Origin of the sequence: uncultured Nostoc sp., assembly GCF_937863485.1 — a bacterium.
Classification (GTDB): domain Bacteria; phylum Cyanobacteriota; class Cyanobacteriia; order Cyanobacteriales; family Nostocaceae; genus Nostoc.
This window is the reverse complement of sequence record NZ_CALMFY010000156.1, coordinates 1-16,350: the sequence shown is the minus strand read 5'-3', so window position 1 is coordinate 16,350 and position 16,350 is coordinate 1. Positions and strand designations below refer to the sequence as shown.

The window sequence follows — 16,350 nt, the reverse complement described above, 5'->3', positions numbered from 1 at the left end:
GAGGCGAAATTGCAACAAGGCGATCGCACTGGTGCAGCCACAATGCTGCAAACAGCAGCCAAAACTGCCTATTTAATTAATAAATTATCCCTTATGCTGCTAATTCCTTCATTACCAGGCTACTCAAGCTCTTGGCAATCGCCTCTGGAGTCAGAACAAAATCTACTTTCCCGGTGTCAATAGCTGCTGAAGGCATATCGAAGTACTCCGAAGTAGTTTCATCTTGAGCAATCGTTGTGCCGCCATACTTTTTGATTGCCATCACTCCTAAAGCACCATCTCTGCCAAACCCACTTAGGATAACAGCAATTGCCCGCATTCCGTAATTAAGTCCTACCGACATGAATAGTTTATCCACTGAGGGGCGAACAAAGTTCATTTTTGGCGACTCTAACAGAGACAGCTTACCGTTAGCACCGACTACTAAATGCCGATCTGGAACATAAGTGTAAACTGTCCCTGGACGCATTATCTCCCCTGATTTTGCCTGCTCTACCCGCAACGCTGTATGGCCACTGAGGATATGTGCCAGATGACTAGGGTAGAGAGGATTCATGTGCTGAACTACAATAATCGCCGCCGCGAAATCTGCTGGTAAAGCCGACAAAATTTGGATGATTGGTTTTTGCCCGCCCGCAGAAGCTCCGATCGCCACTATGTTATAAGCAATATTGGGGAAGTGTGACAGAATTCGGTGTCGTTGTTGTAACGCCATTTTTTCTTTGCGAATGTTTAGCGCTCAGTAGCGATCATCTAATTAGTGCTATAGCAGTCTGACAAGTTACTCTGCTATGTTAGCTCACTAACATATAATTATTCTATGTTATTTAGACAACAAATACAAACTGTTGACAATAGATAAACCTTTTGCTAGAGGTTCTTGATTGCTGCTGGTTATTTAATACAGATAAGACTGGCTTAAACAGCTTCGTGCTATCTCTGTTTCAAAAATCCTGCACTTGTGAAAAACCAACTTCTAGCTGCTCTACCCTCTAAGGAATACTCTCGTCTTGTTGCTTATATGGAGGTTGTCCCGCTAGAGATAAAACAACACCTTTACATACGTAACCAACCAATTGAGTACGTCTATTTCCTCAACTATGGCGTAGCCTCTATGCTCACCGTTTTGACGGACGGTTCGGCAATCGAAGTGGCTACGGTGGGCAATGAAGGAATGGTGGGTCTTCCAGTATTCCTGGGAGCCGATAGGATTCCGGGCGAGTGTTTTATACAAGTCCCTGGCTCTGGTTTGAGGATGAGAGTAGATACATTTAAAACTCATGTCACCGCAAGTAGTCCGTTGCACGATCTGCTCCAACGATACACGCAAGGGCTGTTTAATCAAATCGCCCAATCAGCTGCGTGTAACCGCCTGCACTCAATAGAAGAGCGATTGTGCCGTTGGCTGCTGATGACGGCTGATCGAGTAGAAACAGGTACTTTTCCACTCACTCAAGAATTTCTCAGCAAAATGCTAGGTGTGAATCGCTCCAGTGTTAGCCTTACTGCCTCTATTCTTCAAAGGGCGGGGCTAATCGACTATGTTCGTGGACAAATGACTATCCTTGACCGCTCAGGTTTAGAAGCTACCACCTGCGAGTGTTACCAAGTTGTCAGAGCGGAGTTTGAGCGTTTGCTTAACGACAATTAAGGTTATTGGCTTCATCTTTGGATCTGCACACAAAGCCCCAAGAGCCAAAACTACGTGCGCGTAAATGCACCGATCACACTCCCCTTAAAAAGGCTTGCTCTAGTACAACACGGCGTAAATAAACATACTATTCAAAATGACGCAAGAGCAAGGAATACAATACTTTTGACTTTTGACTTTTGACTTTTGACTTCCGCGCAGCGGTACTAGTTCCCTCCTTTTTAAGGAGGGTTAGGGAGGATCAAGCCTTAACTGAACTGTATTGTTTTATAAACAAATACCTGATTAACACTATTTAGGCATTAATTCTCATTTATGCCTCGTCAAATTCTTCATCATTCATATCTGAGGATTCAGGCTAAACTTGTGCATTCAATTGAGTAGTCGTGGTTCGATCAATGTGTTTAGCCTTAGTTTTCAATCACTGGTTCACCGCTTCAAACCCTTGTCAATCGCTTATATTTAACCAATAAGCCAGCATCACCAGCAAGCCGTTGAAAAATTCTTGCTGAATCAACCGATCGCGACGCCGATAGCGTACCCCTACGGGGAAGCAAGCTACGCGCAGCGTCTCCAAGAGTTGCGTAAAGCCTGCGGCATGGCTTCTCTACGAGACGCTACGCGAACGCTTAGAGCGAGTCTTGCCTACGGCACGCTGGCGCGAACGAGCGTCATAGCCCGTCGTAGACATCGCAAGCTTTCGGCTCAACCATACACCAAAATCAATACGTGAATTACTTAAATAAATAAGCAAACTGGGGTTTGAGAAAGCAATATCTCCTTTTGCTTGCTAAATCTACCGAAATGAGAAAGCAGACTGGAGTTTGAGAAAACAATATCTCTTTTTACTTGCTAAATCTACCGAAATGAGAAAGCAAACTGGGGTTTGAGAAAGCAATATCTCTTTTTACTTGCTAAATCTACTGAAATGAGAAAGCAATCAGGCATTTTGAGTAAACAATCAAGCATTTTGAGAAAGCAATATGCCTTTTTGCTTATTGAATATGAAGTTTTGAGAAAGCAATAAGCCTTTTTGCTGATTAAATATAAATTTTAGTTAAATATGCGAAAAGTTAGACATCAGGCAACAAATGATTTCTGCATCTTCAGCTTCAGACATCGCAATTTCACCCACGTGGATGGTGTCGATACCTGCATCACGTAGCAATACTGCCGCAGAGAGTGGTAATCCCTGACGGGGCAACAGTTTCATAGCGGTTAGGTAGTTCAATGATGCGATCGCCCAAGTAGGACGATGCAAAAATTAAGGCTTGCTGAATATCTTCCAAAAAATAGCAAAACTCTGCCAGAAGTGCTAGAGGTAAATGTTTAGTAGCTTGAGAAGTACACATGAAAACCACTGGCATTCATCATGTAGCCATTATTTGTTCCGACTACGATCGCTCCAAAAAATTTTATGTAGAAGTTTTAGGCTTTCCGATTATTCAAGAGATTTTTCGCGCCGAAAGAAATTCTTATAAATTAGATTTAAAAGTTGCAGAAAATACTCAAATAGAGCTATTCTCTTTCCCAAATCCTCCGCAACGATTTAGTAGTCCAGAAGCTTGTGGTTTAAGGCATCTTGCTTTTAAAGTTGATGATGTTGAGCAAACTGTTTTTTATTTAAAATCAAAAGGGTTAAAGGTAGAAGATATCAGAATTGATGAAATTACAGGTAAAAAATTTACTTTTTTTCAAGACCCAGATAATTTACCATTAGAGATTTATGAAAATTAGAATATATAGATGTTTGGATTAAAGAGTTTTAAATAAATAGCAAATGAGCGAGCTATTTGGTAAAATTCTCAAATGTTTGACAATATCTGCAAATTTTTAGCTGAAAATTTCTCCAGCGACTTCGCCACTTGGTTATTAGGCGAACCCATTATTTTCACAGAACTAAGTCCAAAAGAATTATCTCTTGAACCTATTCGCGCTGATGCCCTAATTCTGCTACAGTCAGAGCAAAGCATATTACATTTGGAATTTCAAACCCAAGTGGATACGGAAATTCCTTTTCGGATGATTGACTATCGGTTGCGAGTATATCGCCGTTTTCCAGACAAAGCAATGCACCAAGTTGTGATTTACCTCAAGCAGACAAATTCAAATTTGGTGCAACAAAATACATTTACAATTTCTGGAACACGCCATGAATTTGCAGTTATCAGACTTTGGGAACAACCAACCGAAGTATTCCTGCGAACACCTGGACTTTTACCTTTGGCGGTGTTGAGTAGTACAATTGATCCAGAAGTCATACTTAACGAAGTGGCACGGGAAATTAACGGTATTAGAGAATCAAGAACTCAAAGTAATATTGCTGCTTCCACGGCGATTTTAGCTGGTTTAGTATTAGACAAAGAGGTTATTAGACGAGTTTTGAGGTCAGATATTATGCGCGAGTCAGCAATTTATCAAGATATTTTACAAGAAGGGAAAGCTGAAGGGAAAGCTGAAGGGAAAGCTGAAGCTTTACTTGAAGTGGCAAGCAATCTTTTTAATACTGGTATGCCATTAGAACAGATAGCAAGATTGACAGGGTTATCAATTGAGCAGTTACAGTATTTGCAGGTAACTGAGTCTGGTGAGTCCAAATAAATAATCGGTGCAGGTTGACTGCACCGATTGCACAATTTATATTTAATTGCACCGGACATTTCCCTCACGCTAATGCGGAAGCTTGGGGTTTGGCAAAAATCATTCTTCCTGCTGTAGTTTGTAAAGCACTGGTGACTACCACCCGCAATTCACCACCCACATAACTACTACCTTCTTCAACAACAACCATTGTGCCGTCATCTAGGTAGCCAATGCCTTGACTGGGTTCTTTACCTTCCTTGAGAATTTTCAAATCCAGGTTGTCACCTGGTAAATAACTGGGACGGACGGCATTCACTAAATCATTCACATTCAAAACAGGTACTTTCTGAACGCTGGCGACTTTAGACAAGTTGTAGTCGTTGGTTAGCAATGTACCGCTGATTTCTTGGGCGAAGCGGACTAACTTCGCATCCACTGTGGGAATATCTTCGTAGTCAACTGCATTAATTAGGATGCGATCGGGGTAATCTTCCTTAATGCGGTTAAGAATTTCTAGTCCTCGCCTTCCCCGTACCCGCTTTTGGTCTTTGCTAGCATCCGCTACTTGTTGGAGTTCTTGCAAGACAAACTGTGGCACGAGAATTTGCCCTTCCAGAAACCCTGTTTCTAGTAACGCTTCAATGCGACCATCGATAATGCAACTGGTGTCTAAAACTTTGGTATTGGCTGGTTTTAATGTTCCTTCCACTACCATCGATTCGACAGTGTTGGGATTAATGAACCGCAATAAGCCTCGCCCGTGGGTATCTGCCAAATTCATACCAGTGACGGAGAGGATAATACTGCCGACAACTGCCACTAGTGGCTTAATAAATCCAAAATCCGCCGGTATAGGTAGTAAAAATAGTGGGGCTAGCATCAGGTTAGCTAGTAATAGCCCAATCACTAAGCCAATGGCACGAGTTAAGATCACTTCCAAAGGCATTTCTTTGACTTGTGATTCTAGGCGACGATATGTCGTCTGGAAACTCAGCCCGATCGCACCACCAATAATAGCGGCAAAGACGGCAACAATTAAGCGTAAAGCTTCAAGATTTGTTACCTGATCTAGTGTGTCATTGGGTAGTAGTTCGATGCTGTAGAACCCTATTCCCGACGCTGCTAGGATAAATGAGAAAACGATAATGGCGTCAAGCATGGTTGTCTTGTTTTCCTGCAACTGTGTTAACCGATAAACTTAAGTATTTTTTATTTCATCGGTAAGATAAACTCATCAATATTGACTTAGACTAAGGGTTTAGTAGGGCAATATCTGCAATTATTATAACCAAAGGCTTTTATCTTAATATTTTTCATTGTTTCGTTGTAAAACGGCAAAAACTTGTAAATAAACCACTTATTTTCATTGTCTCTAATTTGCAGTTGGATTAACTTAAAACTTTTCTCAAAATGAGTCAAAAATTTAGTATTTCTGGAATTGCGAGTTCTGCTTATGTGCATATTCCCTTTTGCAGACGGCGGTGCTTTTATTGTGATTTCCCGGTGTCTGTTGTGGGCGATCGCTTGCGGGGCGAAACATCTGGTACTATTTCCCAATATGTTGAGGTGCTATGTCAAGAAATTGCCATTACACCAGCATTGGGTCAACCCCTGAAGACAATTTTCTTCGGTGGTGGTACTCCTTCGCTGCTATCAATAGAGCAGCTACAACGAATAGTCACAGAGCTAGAGAAGCGTTTTGGTATTGCATCTGGGGCAGAAATTTCTATGGAAATAGACCCAGCCACCTTTGATTTAGCACATATAGCAGGCTATCGCAATGTGGGCGTGAACCGAGTAAGTCTAGGTGTACAAGCCTTTCAATCAGAATTATTGCAAAGGGCGGGGCGATCGCACTCAGTTGAAGATATTTTTGCAGCTGTGGAACTAATCCACCAAGTTGAGGTTCCCGAATTTAGTTTAGACTTAATTTCCGGGTTGCCGCATCAGTCTTTGGATCAATGGCAGGATTCCCTAACAAAAGCGGTGGCGCTTTTACCCACTCACATTTCAATCTATGATCTTACCATCGAACCAGGTACAGCCTTTGGTCGTTACTACAAACCTGGTGATACTCCAATGCCTACGGATGAAGCCACAGTCAAAATGTACCAGATGGGGCAGCAGGTTTTGACTAGTTCAGGTTATGAGCATTATGAAATTTCCAATTATGCCCAACTTGGTCATCAGTGTCGGCATAATCGAGTCTATTGGGAAAACCGCCCTTACTACGGCTTTGGGATGGGTGCGGCGAGTTATGTTCAGGGGAAGCGCTTCACTCGTCCGCGCAAGACTAGGGAGTATTACCAGTGGGTGAAAGCTGGCGGTGTGATTGATTGTGATCTGACTCCCCCAAAGGAAGTATTGTTAGAGACGTTAATGTTGGGGTTGCGTTTGGCGGAGGGTTTGAGTTTGGTGGCGTTGGCACAGGCGTTTGGGGAAGAGAAGGTAGAAGAGATTTGCAAGTGTTTGCAAGGGTATTTTGAGAGAGGTTGGGTGGAAGTTGCAGACGGAAGGTTGCGTTTGATTGATCCCCAAGGATTTTTGTTTTCTAATGTGGTGTTGGCAGAGTTGTTTGAGAAGTTGGGGTGATGAACTGCTTATGCAGAAAAATCAAGTTAGAAAAGCTGTGATTCCGGTAGCTGGTTTTGGCACTCGGTTGTTTCCAGCTACTAAAGTTGTGAAAAAAGAACTTTTCCCGATTATTGATCAAGATGGCAAGGCAAAACCTGTCATTCTTGCAATTATTGAAGAAGCAATCAGTGCTGGAATTGCAGAAGTGGCGATCGTGGTGCAGCCAGATGACAAAGAAATTTTTGAAGATTTATTGAAAAACCCACCCAAAAAAGAACTTTTAGATAAACTTTCACCGCAAAATCAAGAATATAGCCGATATCTCGAAGATTTAGGTGGCAGAATTACCATCTTATTGCAAGAGGAGCAATTAGGCTATGGACATGCGGTATTTTGTGCTAAGGAATGGGTGCAAGATGAGCCATTTTTGCTCATGCTGGGCGATCACATTTACGCATCTGACACTGAAAAATCTTGTGCTAGTCAAGTTTTAGATGTTTACAAACAAGTTAATCAAAACATTATTGGCTTAACTACAATGCCAGCAGAGATTATTCATAAAGCTGGATGTGTAACAGGAGTTTGGCAAGATATAAACTCGATTCTGGAAGTTACACAACTCTATGAAAAGCCTAATATTGAGTATGCACAACAGCATTTGCGTGTAGAGGGAATGTCAGAAAATGAGTTTTTATGTATATTTGGCTTATATTTACTAACGCCGAAAATTTTTGACTTTCTAGCAGAACACATCAACAAAAATTTCCGAGAACGAGGCGAATTTCAGTTAACATCCTGTCTTGAAGGATTGCGTCAGGAAGAGGGAATGACAGGATATGTTGTTAAAGGCAAGTGTTTTGATACAGGATTGCCAGATGCCTATCGTCAGACAATGATTGATTTTAGAAAATTATAGATTAATTTCAGTTCAATTAGTTTGTCTGGGAGAATCTCACTTTTTAAGGTGGCTCAAGCAGACAGTAAGCTATTGAGGTAAGTAGAGCGATGAGTAAAGACTTGAGGCACATTAAAACCACACCGTTTAGTTTGCCCCTGATGACAGCCTCCTGTTTTCTTTGTTATTAGGACTGCATAGCCTTAACCGAAGCGTATTGGCTTATAGCGGGGGTGTGTGAAGTGTGTGGTGCAGCACTGACTGATCACACTCTTCAATGATTATTATCAATGACTAAATACTTTATTCCTTGGAAGTCCTTTGTGTGAAGTTGAAAATTAAACTAAATCAATCACAAAACTACCTCAAAACTATTAGTAGTTAGAGCCGGAAAGGAGGTAGCACCCAATTGTGCAAATTTACCCCCCGAATTAATATCAGCAAAACCATCCGCTGAACCATTGGGGTTATAAAAGAGACTACCATTAAGGCTATTGTAAACAATTTTAGCACCACTAACTGCTGCTAAACTATCGTTCGTCACTGTGGCAAAGTCTGTGGAATTTAATGCAGTTGGGAAAACCGAGTTACTGAGAGCGGTAAAGGTATATTTCGATAGTTGGATCTTGTCTTGATTAGGAGTGAAATCTTTAATACTATCAACTCCGAGTTCCCTAATATCAAACTTTGATCCTGTTGCAAATGCAAACCTATCTGAACCTGCGCCTCCTATTAAGATGTCGTCCCCACTATCTCCCTGGAGGTAATCGTTGCCCTTGCCACCGATCAGAGTATCTTTTCCACTACTGCCAAAGAGAATATCATCACCCTTGCCTCCCACGAGCTTGTCGTCATCACTACCCCCATCTATTCTGTCTGCACCAGATCCACCAAAAAGGGTGTCAGAACCCGCCCCCCCATCGATGTAATGGTTCCCAGCAACACCAGAAAGCGAAATACTGTCATTACCGCCCTCAGCAAAAATAACGTTATTACCAGGTGAAAAATCCCTCCTACTAAAGGTATCATCTGCATTTGTCGTAGCAACATCAGTACTTATCACATTTCTGGATCGAGCAATTGCCTCTTTTATGGCATCAGCAACATTCTCACTTTTAGAACCAAGAGTCAGTACACTACCTCGACCAAGCTTGGTAACTAGTTCCTCGTAATCGGCTACAACATTACTCGTAACTAGAAAAATTGGAATAATGTTATTTGCTTCAAGCGCAGTTTTTACTTGTCCAATCTCTGGATAATCTTCATAAGGATCTATTACACCATCTCCATTATTGGCAATAGTATTACTTGAACTAACTGCTGCCCGATCGCCGGCAACATGATAAACACTATCAGTGGCTAGGAAAACAATACGAAATGAACCTACTCTGTAACCAAGGCTGCCACCGCTATCTAAAGCTGTGTACAAGAGTGCGTCTAATTGTGATTCCGGCCCATCATTGCCACCAAAAGCTTCAAAGCCAAAAATTTTGTCTTTAACTGTTGTGACATTATTTGTCAAAGCGACTTCTGCTTGATATACATAGTCAGCGTAACCGCCGAAAGGCGGAATTGGCTTATCCTTGAAAGAGGCAATACCAAATTTCAGGTCACGACCAAAGATACTTCCTAAAAGCGGGTTGGTTAACCGATTTACCGTCGCCGGAAGTTCAGCTTTTAACTCGACCAATTCGTGATCATCTGACGCTGTTAAGTCTTGTAGCAGAACAATATCAGATAGTAAAGTCATAGTTTATTCCTCTGACTATATTTAATTAATGGGTTGTATTCAAAAGTGCAAGAACACTATTTCAGCCTGATACTAGCAGGGTTGATTGATTTAAGATAGTACTTAAACTGAAGAAATATAATCTCTTTCAAAAAATATTTGTTGTGTCCTTACTCAGCCTTGATTCCGTTTGTCTGGGGCTTGTGATGCTGAGTTACTTAATTCGTTGTACCCAACTTAACGTTATAGTCGCAGACTTCACGAGAGAGAATGTCACAAGATATGAGTTAAGCTAAAGTGCGTCAGCCCCTTCTCCTGCGGAGACGCTCTTGCGTTCGGGGAAGTCAAAAGTCAAAAGTCAAAGATTTTGAACCCCATAAATAAATTTAGGGGCTTGTACCTTTTTGTTTCTGGTCAATCGGTCAGCAGTGAAGACAATGCTTTGGATTAGAGGATGAATCAGTATTTTGCAACGGTTGCTCGCGGATTAGAAAGCCTTGCAGCTCAGGAGTTGGAGCAACTGGGTGCCCATTCCGTAAAGCCAGGGTTTTGCGGTGTAGCCTTTGAGGGCGATCGCACCCTGCTTTATCGCGTCAACCTCTGGGCTAGGCTGCCGTTCCGAATCTTGGTGAACATCGATGAGTTTCCATGCCTTGATGCCAAGGATCTCTATCGCGGTATCCAGACCATTGATTGGCAAAACTATTTGACGCCAGACATGACGCTGGCGGTGAATGTCACGGGCAAAAATGATCGCCTCAACCACAGCCACTTCACATCTCTCCAAGTCAAAAATGCGATCGTTGACCAGCAGCAGTCAAATCTGGGTGAGCGTTCAAATGTAGAGCTTCATGAACCAGATGTACGGATCAATGTTCATATTGAACGCGACTTTTGTACCGTCAAACTTGACAGTTCTGGAAATAGTTTGCACCGCCGAGGCTATCGCCCTGCGGTTGGATCAGCCCCTCTCAAGGAATCTCTGGCTGCTGCCCTGATTCAACTTTCGGGTTGGCAGCCAAACCAGATGTTCTACGATCCTCTGTGTGGATCTGGCACTTTACCCCTGGAAGCTAGCTTAAAGGCTCTCAACATAGCACCAGGGCTGTTTCGTGATTGCTTTGGATTTGAAAATTGGCTCGATTTTGATCTGTCCCTTTTAGAAAAGCTGCTCCAAGAAGCTAAGGACAGCCAACTGGATACCCTGACTGCTCCTATTTGGGGAAGCGATCGCGATGAGAACGTGATTGAGCAGGCGATTAACAATGCTCAAAACTGCGGCGTTGATAACCATGTATGGTTTTCTCAAATGGAGCTTGCCGATGTTGTCGCCCCCGCAGACAGTGGGGTTTTATTCTGCAATCCACCTTATGGCGAACGCCTGGGGCGAGATAGTGATTTGGGAGCATTTTACAAACTTTTGGGCGATGTCCTGAAACAACGCTTCAAAGGCTGGACTGCGTTTGTCCTGAGTGGCAACAAAGAACTGTCTCAATCGATTGGACTAAAATCATCCCAGCGGATTGCAGTCTACAACGGAACGCTGCCCTGTCAGTTAATGAAGTATGAGTTGTACTAAGTACAGTTCATATTTGACAGGACTTACGCAAAATCATGAAAAAACGAACCGCAAAGGACGCAAAGGACACAAAGGAATAAGGTTTCAGAGAGTTATTGCGTAAGAGGATGTTTTAAAAGTATTTTTGGTAACATCTAAATCTCAGAAACTTAACCCCCTAGTCCCCCTTCCCTACAAGGGAATGGGGGTTTAAAAGCCTCTCTCCGCTTCCGGGAGAGGTTTGGAGAGGGGTTTCTAGTATACTTTGCGACTTTTCAAACAACCTCTAAGTCCTATTTGATTAATTGGTAGCGAATTAAATTTGGTAATACCTTGCAATGCCAATGCATCCCAATACAATGTTAATGCGTTCCTCTGCAATGCCAATGCATCCCCCTGCAATGCCAATGCATCCCGATACAATGTTAATGCGTCGGCCGCATTGTTAATGCATTCCGATACAATGTTAATGCGTCGGCCACATTGTTAATGCATCCCCCTGCATTAAAAACGCTACGCTTTTATGCAAAACTGTACTAAGACAGAATCGATCAGATTTTGCGATTTCTGGTTTGTAGTATGTTTAAGGCGATCGCTCTCAACTACTTCTGCTCAGTAAAAAATCCATTGCCTCAAAATTTAGTGACATTGGGGATGTACTGTATTATCGGGGTTTGTGAGAGCCGCGACCTAAATCCGCTCTTGTGTAGCATTGGCTATCTCAATAGACTCATATAGAATCAGTGAGATTTTTAATCCTGTTTCATAAATTTAAGTTGAGCTAAAAAAACTTCGACCCTTCTCTGAGCATAGATTCTGACAGTTAAGATCACAAATGCTTTAAAAAAGTGCCAGTATGATCTGTGACTGACAATCTGCAATTTATTTATTGCTAAAAGGCTATTTATGTCAGACCTATTCACCTTTACCGTTACCAATAAAACCGAACTGACAATTACAGAGTTATGGGTATCTGTCGATGATCAGGAGTGGGCTTCATTTAGCTTGGGTGAGTCAGGAATTCTATCAGGTCAAACAGCAACAATTGCTTGGGCTGAATATACGAATGGTTCGCCCTGTGAATGGTACATTTCTGCTGTATTTGAAGATGAATCAGAAACTGAGTCAGCCCTATTTAACTTCTGTAAAGAACCAGCTTTAACAATCGGGTAAATTCTGCACTGCGATCGCCACCGGAAAGGGCGTGTACGCCATCGCGCTTGATACATGATTGTATATTGACTCCAGACATAAAAACAAAAGCCCTACCTCGAAAGCATCTAGGTGGGGCTTGATATTAGAATTGATACAGAATCGATCAGATTTTGCGATTTCCGATTTGTAATATGTTTAAAGCGATCGCTCTCAACTACTTGGACTTTGCGATCTTCGCAGTTTACCGTAAGTATGGCGATCGCCTTTTTGAAATTGACAATTTAGCTAGTTGAGTAAACGAAATAAAGCTTGCTTTGTCATTTGCCCTACTTTGTCGGGCTGAAACAGGTTTCATCCTTACTTATTAGACAAAGCTGTTTCTGACCTAGATCGGTTTTGAATTTCACCTGATAAGTTTCGTTTTCAGCAGGCAGAGTTTTTGTGTAGTTGTTTGCTCTGTCGCACGAAAAGTCACGAGTGAAAGTTGCTGGAGACCAGTTAATTGTCATCGTACTGCCGCTCAGACTGGCTTTTCCTTTTCGAGATTGGAAAATTTGCTGGTTGCAGCTGCCGTTCATTACGTTCATTATTCCCGTAAATTCGACCGTTCCGTTCGGCATAAATTGATAAGTGAAACGTGAACCGTTTGATCCGATATATGCGCCACTCGTGCTTATAGCACTGTTTCCGGTATGTGTCCAAACCCATTTTCCAACTAGAGATGAAATCTCTCCAACGCTACCAGATGAATCACCAGCATCATTTGAAGCGGTTTCAGCCGCGTGTGCGCTATCGTAAACAGACAGCAAAAGTTTGGCTTCCGAATCATTCGGTAAATTTCGCAATTGCCCTACAAATTCTCCGTTAAATGCCTGCCGAATCCGGCTTTGTTCCTCTTCATTCTTAGCACGAGCTTGTGTATAATTAGAAATTATATTGTCAATGCTTTTTCTGGTTCCATCTGGGTCTTTGCGAAACTCATTTAATTTTATTGACTGATATTCATTGCGCTGTTCACTAGTGAATTTTGCTAAAAATGCCCATTCGTAAAAAGCGATAACTTTATCAATATCCGATTTGTTAAGAGATTCGTTTTGAGCCGTTACTAAAACTTTACTTCCAGCAGCCTGGGCAGAAATATTTACAGTCGCTCCGTCCATCAAAAGGATATATAAAAATAAGATGGAAAAATATTTGAATTTGTTCATCATTACTGTAATTCTGTTGCCATTAAATTAATTTTCCCAGCAAGTGGGGAGTTTACAGTTCTTTGCAAGTAAATTAAGTACACCCCTTCCCAACCCTCCCCAAAGCATCGGAGAGGGTGCGCGACAGTGCGAGTAGGGTATTTTTGTACCTCACTTAAAATCTGCTATATATGCAATATCACACCTGTAAGTGTGTGACGCACTAGTTAGGTTGCCATTAAATTAATTGTAAACCTTTAGGGGTACAAATAAGAATAAAAACACCCAAGGCTAAATAATTTGTATTACATTCGCAAGTTGGCAAAACTTATCAAAAGTTATATCAAGCTATTATAAATGCACTTAATGTAGTGACTAAAAAAAGACATTAGTGCTTGTCCAATATAAAAGTCATTTCTGTGTTAAATCAGGAATAACTACACTCAGAGAGGCAATTAGTTATAGAAGCAGGTATATGTGTATTTGCTGTATAAAATTCGGCAAAAATAAATTTTCTCACTAACTGCATAATATTGATTCCTCACACCAATAAATATATAGAAGTCAAATTTCACTTACAAAATAAAAAAAAACATCATGAATCCAGTAATGCTGACTAATAAATTCACACTTTTGGCAGTTTTAATTGCCAGTTCCATAAGTGGATTTGCCATTCACCACACAAGTGTATCGGCACAATCTTCACAGACTGTAACAGATGTAACTTTGTGGGATCAGCAAATTGGAACAGGAGCATCATTTGATACGAACAATGCTGTGGCAGATTTAACTAAGTTTGGATTCAACAACAAAGCCTCAGCTATTCAAGTCAACAATGGTCAAAAGTGGAGATTCTACGCAGACAAAAACTTCAAAGGTGAATATATTGATGTAGGACCAGACGAGGCTCGTGGAAACCTTGGTAAGCTGAATAATAGAATCTCATCCCTCAAATCAATTCGTTAAGTCATCATCCAATACGGTTCGGATAAGTATTAGACAGCTAGGGGTAAGGCACTTGTCCTGAAAGTGGAGTATGTCACTTAATCTGATCTTCTGAACGCTTTCAACTACTTGTACTTTGCACTCTTGGCAGCTTACCATAGGTATCGCATTCACTATTTCAGATTTTGCGATGCCTACGGCGGTAAACTACGCAATTTTTCAAAATACTTAAAGCCACCGCCTCTGCAACCTTGATACCATCGATACCAGCCGAGAGAATTCCCCCTGCGTATCCCGCTCCTTCCCCAGCCGGATAAAGACCGACTGTATTTAAACTTTGATAATCCTCTTGGCGTTTAATCCGAATCGGTGATGACGTGCGGGTTTCCACCCCAGTCAACACGGCATCGTCCATCGCAAATCCTTTAATTTGTTTGTCAAAAGCGGGAAGTGCTTCACGGATGGCGGCGATCGCATAATCTGGTAAACTCTGGCTCAAATCACCCAAATGTACCCCAGGTGTATAAGACGGTTTAACTGTGCCCAATGCTGTAGAGGGGCGATGGTTGAGAAAGTCCCCCACCAACTGCCCTGGAGCTTCATAAGTCCCACCGCCCAACTCAAAAGCCTGTTCTTCCAAGCGCCGTTGGAAGTCAATTCCCGCTAAGGCATTTCCCGGATAATCTTCGGGGGTGATGCCCACAACGATCGCACTATTAGCATTGCGCTCATTGCGAGAGTATTGGCTCATCCCATTGGTGACAAGTCGCCCCGGTTCTGATGCGGCTGCAACCACTAAGCCCCCTGGACACATACAGAAACTATAGACGGAACGACCATTTTGGCAGTGGTGAACCAGTTTGTAATCGGCAGCACCTAAAAGCTTATGACCAGCCTGAGCGCCGAAACGGCATTGGTCGATCAAAGACTGGGGATGTTCCACCCGAAAGCCGATGGAAAAAGGTTTAGCCTCGATGTAAACCCCGCGATCAAATAGCATTTGGAAAGTATCGCGGGCGCTGTGACCTACCGCCAGAACCACATGATCGCTGGCGATATATTCCCCACTGGCGAGGGTGACTCCCCGCACCTGTCCATTTTCGATGTTGATATCTTCCACCCGACTTTGAAAGCGAATTTCACCACCGAGGGATTCGATTTTGGCACGCATACTTTGGACGATTCCCACCAGTTTGAAGGTGCCGATGTGCGGTTTGTTGATATAAAGAATTTCCGGTGAGGCTCCCGCATTGACGAGTTCGGTTAGTACCTTGCGCCCATAATGCTGAGGATCTTTGACTTGACTGTAAAGTTTGCCATCAGAGAATGTACCTGCTCCACCTTCGCCAAACTGAACATTGGATTCTGGGTTGAAGTCTGATTTTTTCTTCCAAAAGTTAAAGGTATCAACGGTGCGATCGCGAACTTGTTTGCCACGTTCTAAAATGATTGGACAGAAGCCCATTTGCGCGAGCATCAAACCCGCAAACAAGCCGCTAGGCCCTGTACCAATGATGATGGGGCGAATTCCCAAATTGCTGGGTGCTTGTGCCACTGGGCGATAACTCATGTCTGGCGTGGCGATCACATGGGGATCTTTTTTCAGACGCTTGAGTAAATGAGTTTCCTGAGTCGTTTCTACATCTAGAATATAGACAAGGCTGATCTCTCCTTTCTTACGGGCATCATAGCTACGCTTGAAGATGGAATAGCTGATCAAATCTTCGGCTGTGATTTGCAGCTTTTTGAGGATGGCAGACTTGATCTCATCTTCAGGATGATCAAGCGGGAGCTTTACTTCTGTTAGTCGTAACATAGCGAGGAGAAATGCATACTGTCTATCAAAATATTAACAAGAGAGGCAGGAGGCAGGACGAATACTGCCTTCTGCCGAAACCTTACATAAATACTGACTTTTCACGTCATGGAAAAACCCACGAAAAACCTAACCCCCCTCCCGACGCAGTTGCAATGAGTAATAATACGTAGCAAAAATTACCTCAGAGAAACAAGAAAAGTTTAGTTGAAATCAATACCTGTTAAGGTCTAGTTGCAGTGTGTTGAGCAACTTGG

General features: G+C 42.3%; 16 protein-coding genes. 9 read left to right on the top strand and 7 right to left on the bottom strand.

Annotated elements, in window-relative coordinates; all coding sequences use genetic code 11:
• Nucleotides 1–91: 91 nt before the first annotated feature.
• Entirely contained in the window at nt 92–715 is a 624-nt protein-coding gene (locus tag Q0541_RS20125; RefSeq protein WP_298914165.1) for a chemotaxis protein CheB, read from the bottom strand.
• A gap of 246 nt (nt 716–961) precedes the next feature.
• Here Q0541_RS20125 and Q0541_RS20120 point away from each other — a divergent pair, with 246 nt between their 5' ends.
• Nucleotides 962–1,651 carry a Crp/Fnr family transcriptional regulator gene (locus Q0541_RS20120; protein ID WP_298914162.1) on the top strand — a complete coding sequence of 230 codons (690 nt, stop codon included), beginning with the start codon at nt 962–964 and terminating at the stop codon, nt 1,649–1,651.
• A gap of 448 nt (nt 1,652–2,099) precedes the next feature.
• Here the strand turns inward: Q0541_RS20120 and Q0541_RS20115 are convergent, their stop codons facing one another.
• Both Q0541_RS20115 and Q0541_RS20110 read right to left on the bottom strand, forming a co-directional pair.
• Nucleotides 2,100–2,228, bottom strand: a complete 129-nt coding sequence (locus Q0541_RS20115) for a hypothetical protein (RefSeq protein WP_298914159.1) — start codon at nt 2,226–2,228, stop codon at nt 2,100–2,102.
• A gap of 580 nt (nt 2,229–2,808) precedes the next feature.
• Complete coding sequence (locus tag Q0541_RS20110) at nt 2,809–3,003, bottom strand: hypothetical protein (RefSeq protein ID WP_298914156.1); 195 nt, start codon at nt 3,001–3,003, stop codon at nt 2,809–2,811.
• Here Q0541_RS20110 and Q0541_RS20105 point away from each other — a divergent pair.
• Nucleotides 3,002–3,388 carry a VOC family protein gene (locus Q0541_RS20105; protein ID WP_298914154.1) on the top strand — a complete coding sequence of 129 codons (387 nt, stop codon included), beginning with the start codon at nt 3,002–3,004 and terminating at the stop codon, nt 3,386–3,388. The two genes, Q0541_RS20110 and Q0541_RS20105, sit on opposite strands and share 2 nt — an antisense overlap.
• 72 nt (nt 3,389–3,460) lie before the next feature.
• A complete protein-coding gene (locus tag Q0541_RS20100) occupies nt 3,461–4,252 on the top strand; it encodes an Rpn family recombination-promoting nuclease/putative transposase (RefSeq protein ID WP_298914151.1) in 792 nt (263 codons plus the stop codon).
• A gap of 64 nt (nt 4,253–4,316) precedes the next feature.
• Here the strand turns inward: Q0541_RS20100 and Q0541_RS20095 are convergent, their stop codons facing one another.
• Entirely contained in the window at nt 4,317–5,393 is a 1,077-nt protein-coding gene (locus Q0541_RS20095; protein ID WP_298914148.1) for a PIN/TRAM domain-containing protein, read from the bottom strand.
• A 251-nt stretch (nt 5,394–5,644) separates the two neighbouring features.
• Here Q0541_RS20095 and hemW point away from each other — a divergent pair, with 251 nt between their 5' ends.
• Together hemW and Q0541_RS20085 are read left to right on the top strand one after the other, a co-directional pair.
• Nucleotides 5,645–6,826, top strand: a complete 1,182-nt coding sequence (gene hemW / locus Q0541_RS20090; protein ID WP_298914145.1) for a radical SAM family heme chaperone HemW — start codon at nt 5,645–5,647, stop codon at nt 6,824–6,826.
• Between the two features lie 10 nt (nt 6,827–6,836).
• Complete coding sequence (locus tag Q0541_RS20085; protein ID WP_298914142.1) at nt 6,837–7,724, top strand: UTP--glucose-1-phosphate uridylyltransferase; 888 nt, start codon at nt 6,837–6,839, stop codon at nt 7,722–7,724.
• A 331-nt stretch (nt 7,725–8,055) separates the two neighbouring features.
• Here the strand turns inward: Q0541_RS20085 and Q0541_RS20080 are convergent, their stop codons facing one another.
• Nucleotides 8,056–9,453 carry a hypothetical protein gene (locus Q0541_RS20080; protein ID WP_298914140.1) on the bottom strand — a complete coding sequence of 466 codons (1,398 nt, stop codon included), beginning with the start codon at nt 9,451–9,453 and terminating at the stop codon, nt 8,056–8,058.
• Nucleotides 9,454–9,886: 433 nt separating this feature from the next.
• Between Q0541_RS20080 and Q0541_RS20075 the strand changes: the two genes are divergently transcribed.
• The 3 genes from Q0541_RS20075 (at nt 9,887) to Q0541_RS20065 (ending at nt 12,438) form a co-directional block, all read left to right on the top strand.
• Nucleotides 9,887–11,011 (top strand): THUMP domain-containing protein, encoded by a 1,125-nt coding sequence (locus tag Q0541_RS20075; RefSeq protein ID WP_298914137.1) that lies wholly within the window; start codon nt 9,887–9,889, stop codon nt 11,009–11,011.
• Between the two features lie 885 nt (nt 11,012–11,896).
• A complete protein-coding gene (locus tag Q0541_RS20070; protein ID WP_298914134.1) occupies nt 11,897–12,163 on the top strand; it encodes a hypothetical protein in 267 nt (88 codons plus the stop codon).
• A 152-nt stretch (nt 12,164–12,315) separates the two neighbouring features.
• Nucleotides 12,316–12,438, top strand: coding sequence for a hypothetical protein (locus tag Q0541_RS20065; protein ID WP_298914131.1), 123 nt, complete (start codon nt 12,316–12,318; stop codon nt 12,436–12,438).
• A gap of 33 nt (nt 12,439–12,471) precedes the next feature.
• Here Q0541_RS20065 and Q0541_RS20060 read toward each other — a convergent pair whose 3' ends face one another.
• Nucleotides 12,472–13,356 (bottom strand): hypothetical protein, encoded by an 885-nt coding sequence (locus Q0541_RS20060; protein ID WP_298914128.1) that lies wholly within the window; start codon nt 13,354–13,356, stop codon nt 12,472–12,474.
• Nucleotides 13,357–13,941: 585 nt separating this feature from the next.
• Here Q0541_RS20060 and Q0541_RS20055 point away from each other — a divergent pair.
• Nucleotides 13,942–14,298: a peptidase inhibitor family I36 protein gene (locus Q0541_RS20055; RefSeq protein ID WP_298914124.1), complete on the top strand. Its 357-nt coding sequence runs from the start codon at nt 13,942–13,944 to the stop codon at nt 14,296–14,298.
• A gap of 157 nt (nt 14,299–14,455) precedes the next feature.
• On the opposite strand, the gene Q0541_RS20050 is transcribed toward Q0541_RS20055, so the two are convergent.
• Nucleotides 14,456–16,093 carry an NAD(P)/FAD-dependent oxidoreductase gene (locus tag Q0541_RS20050; protein ID WP_298914121.1) on the bottom strand — a complete coding sequence of 546 codons (1,638 nt, stop codon included), beginning with the start codon at nt 16,091–16,093 and terminating at the stop codon, nt 14,456–14,458.
• Nucleotides 16,094–16,350: the final 257 nt, after the last annotated feature.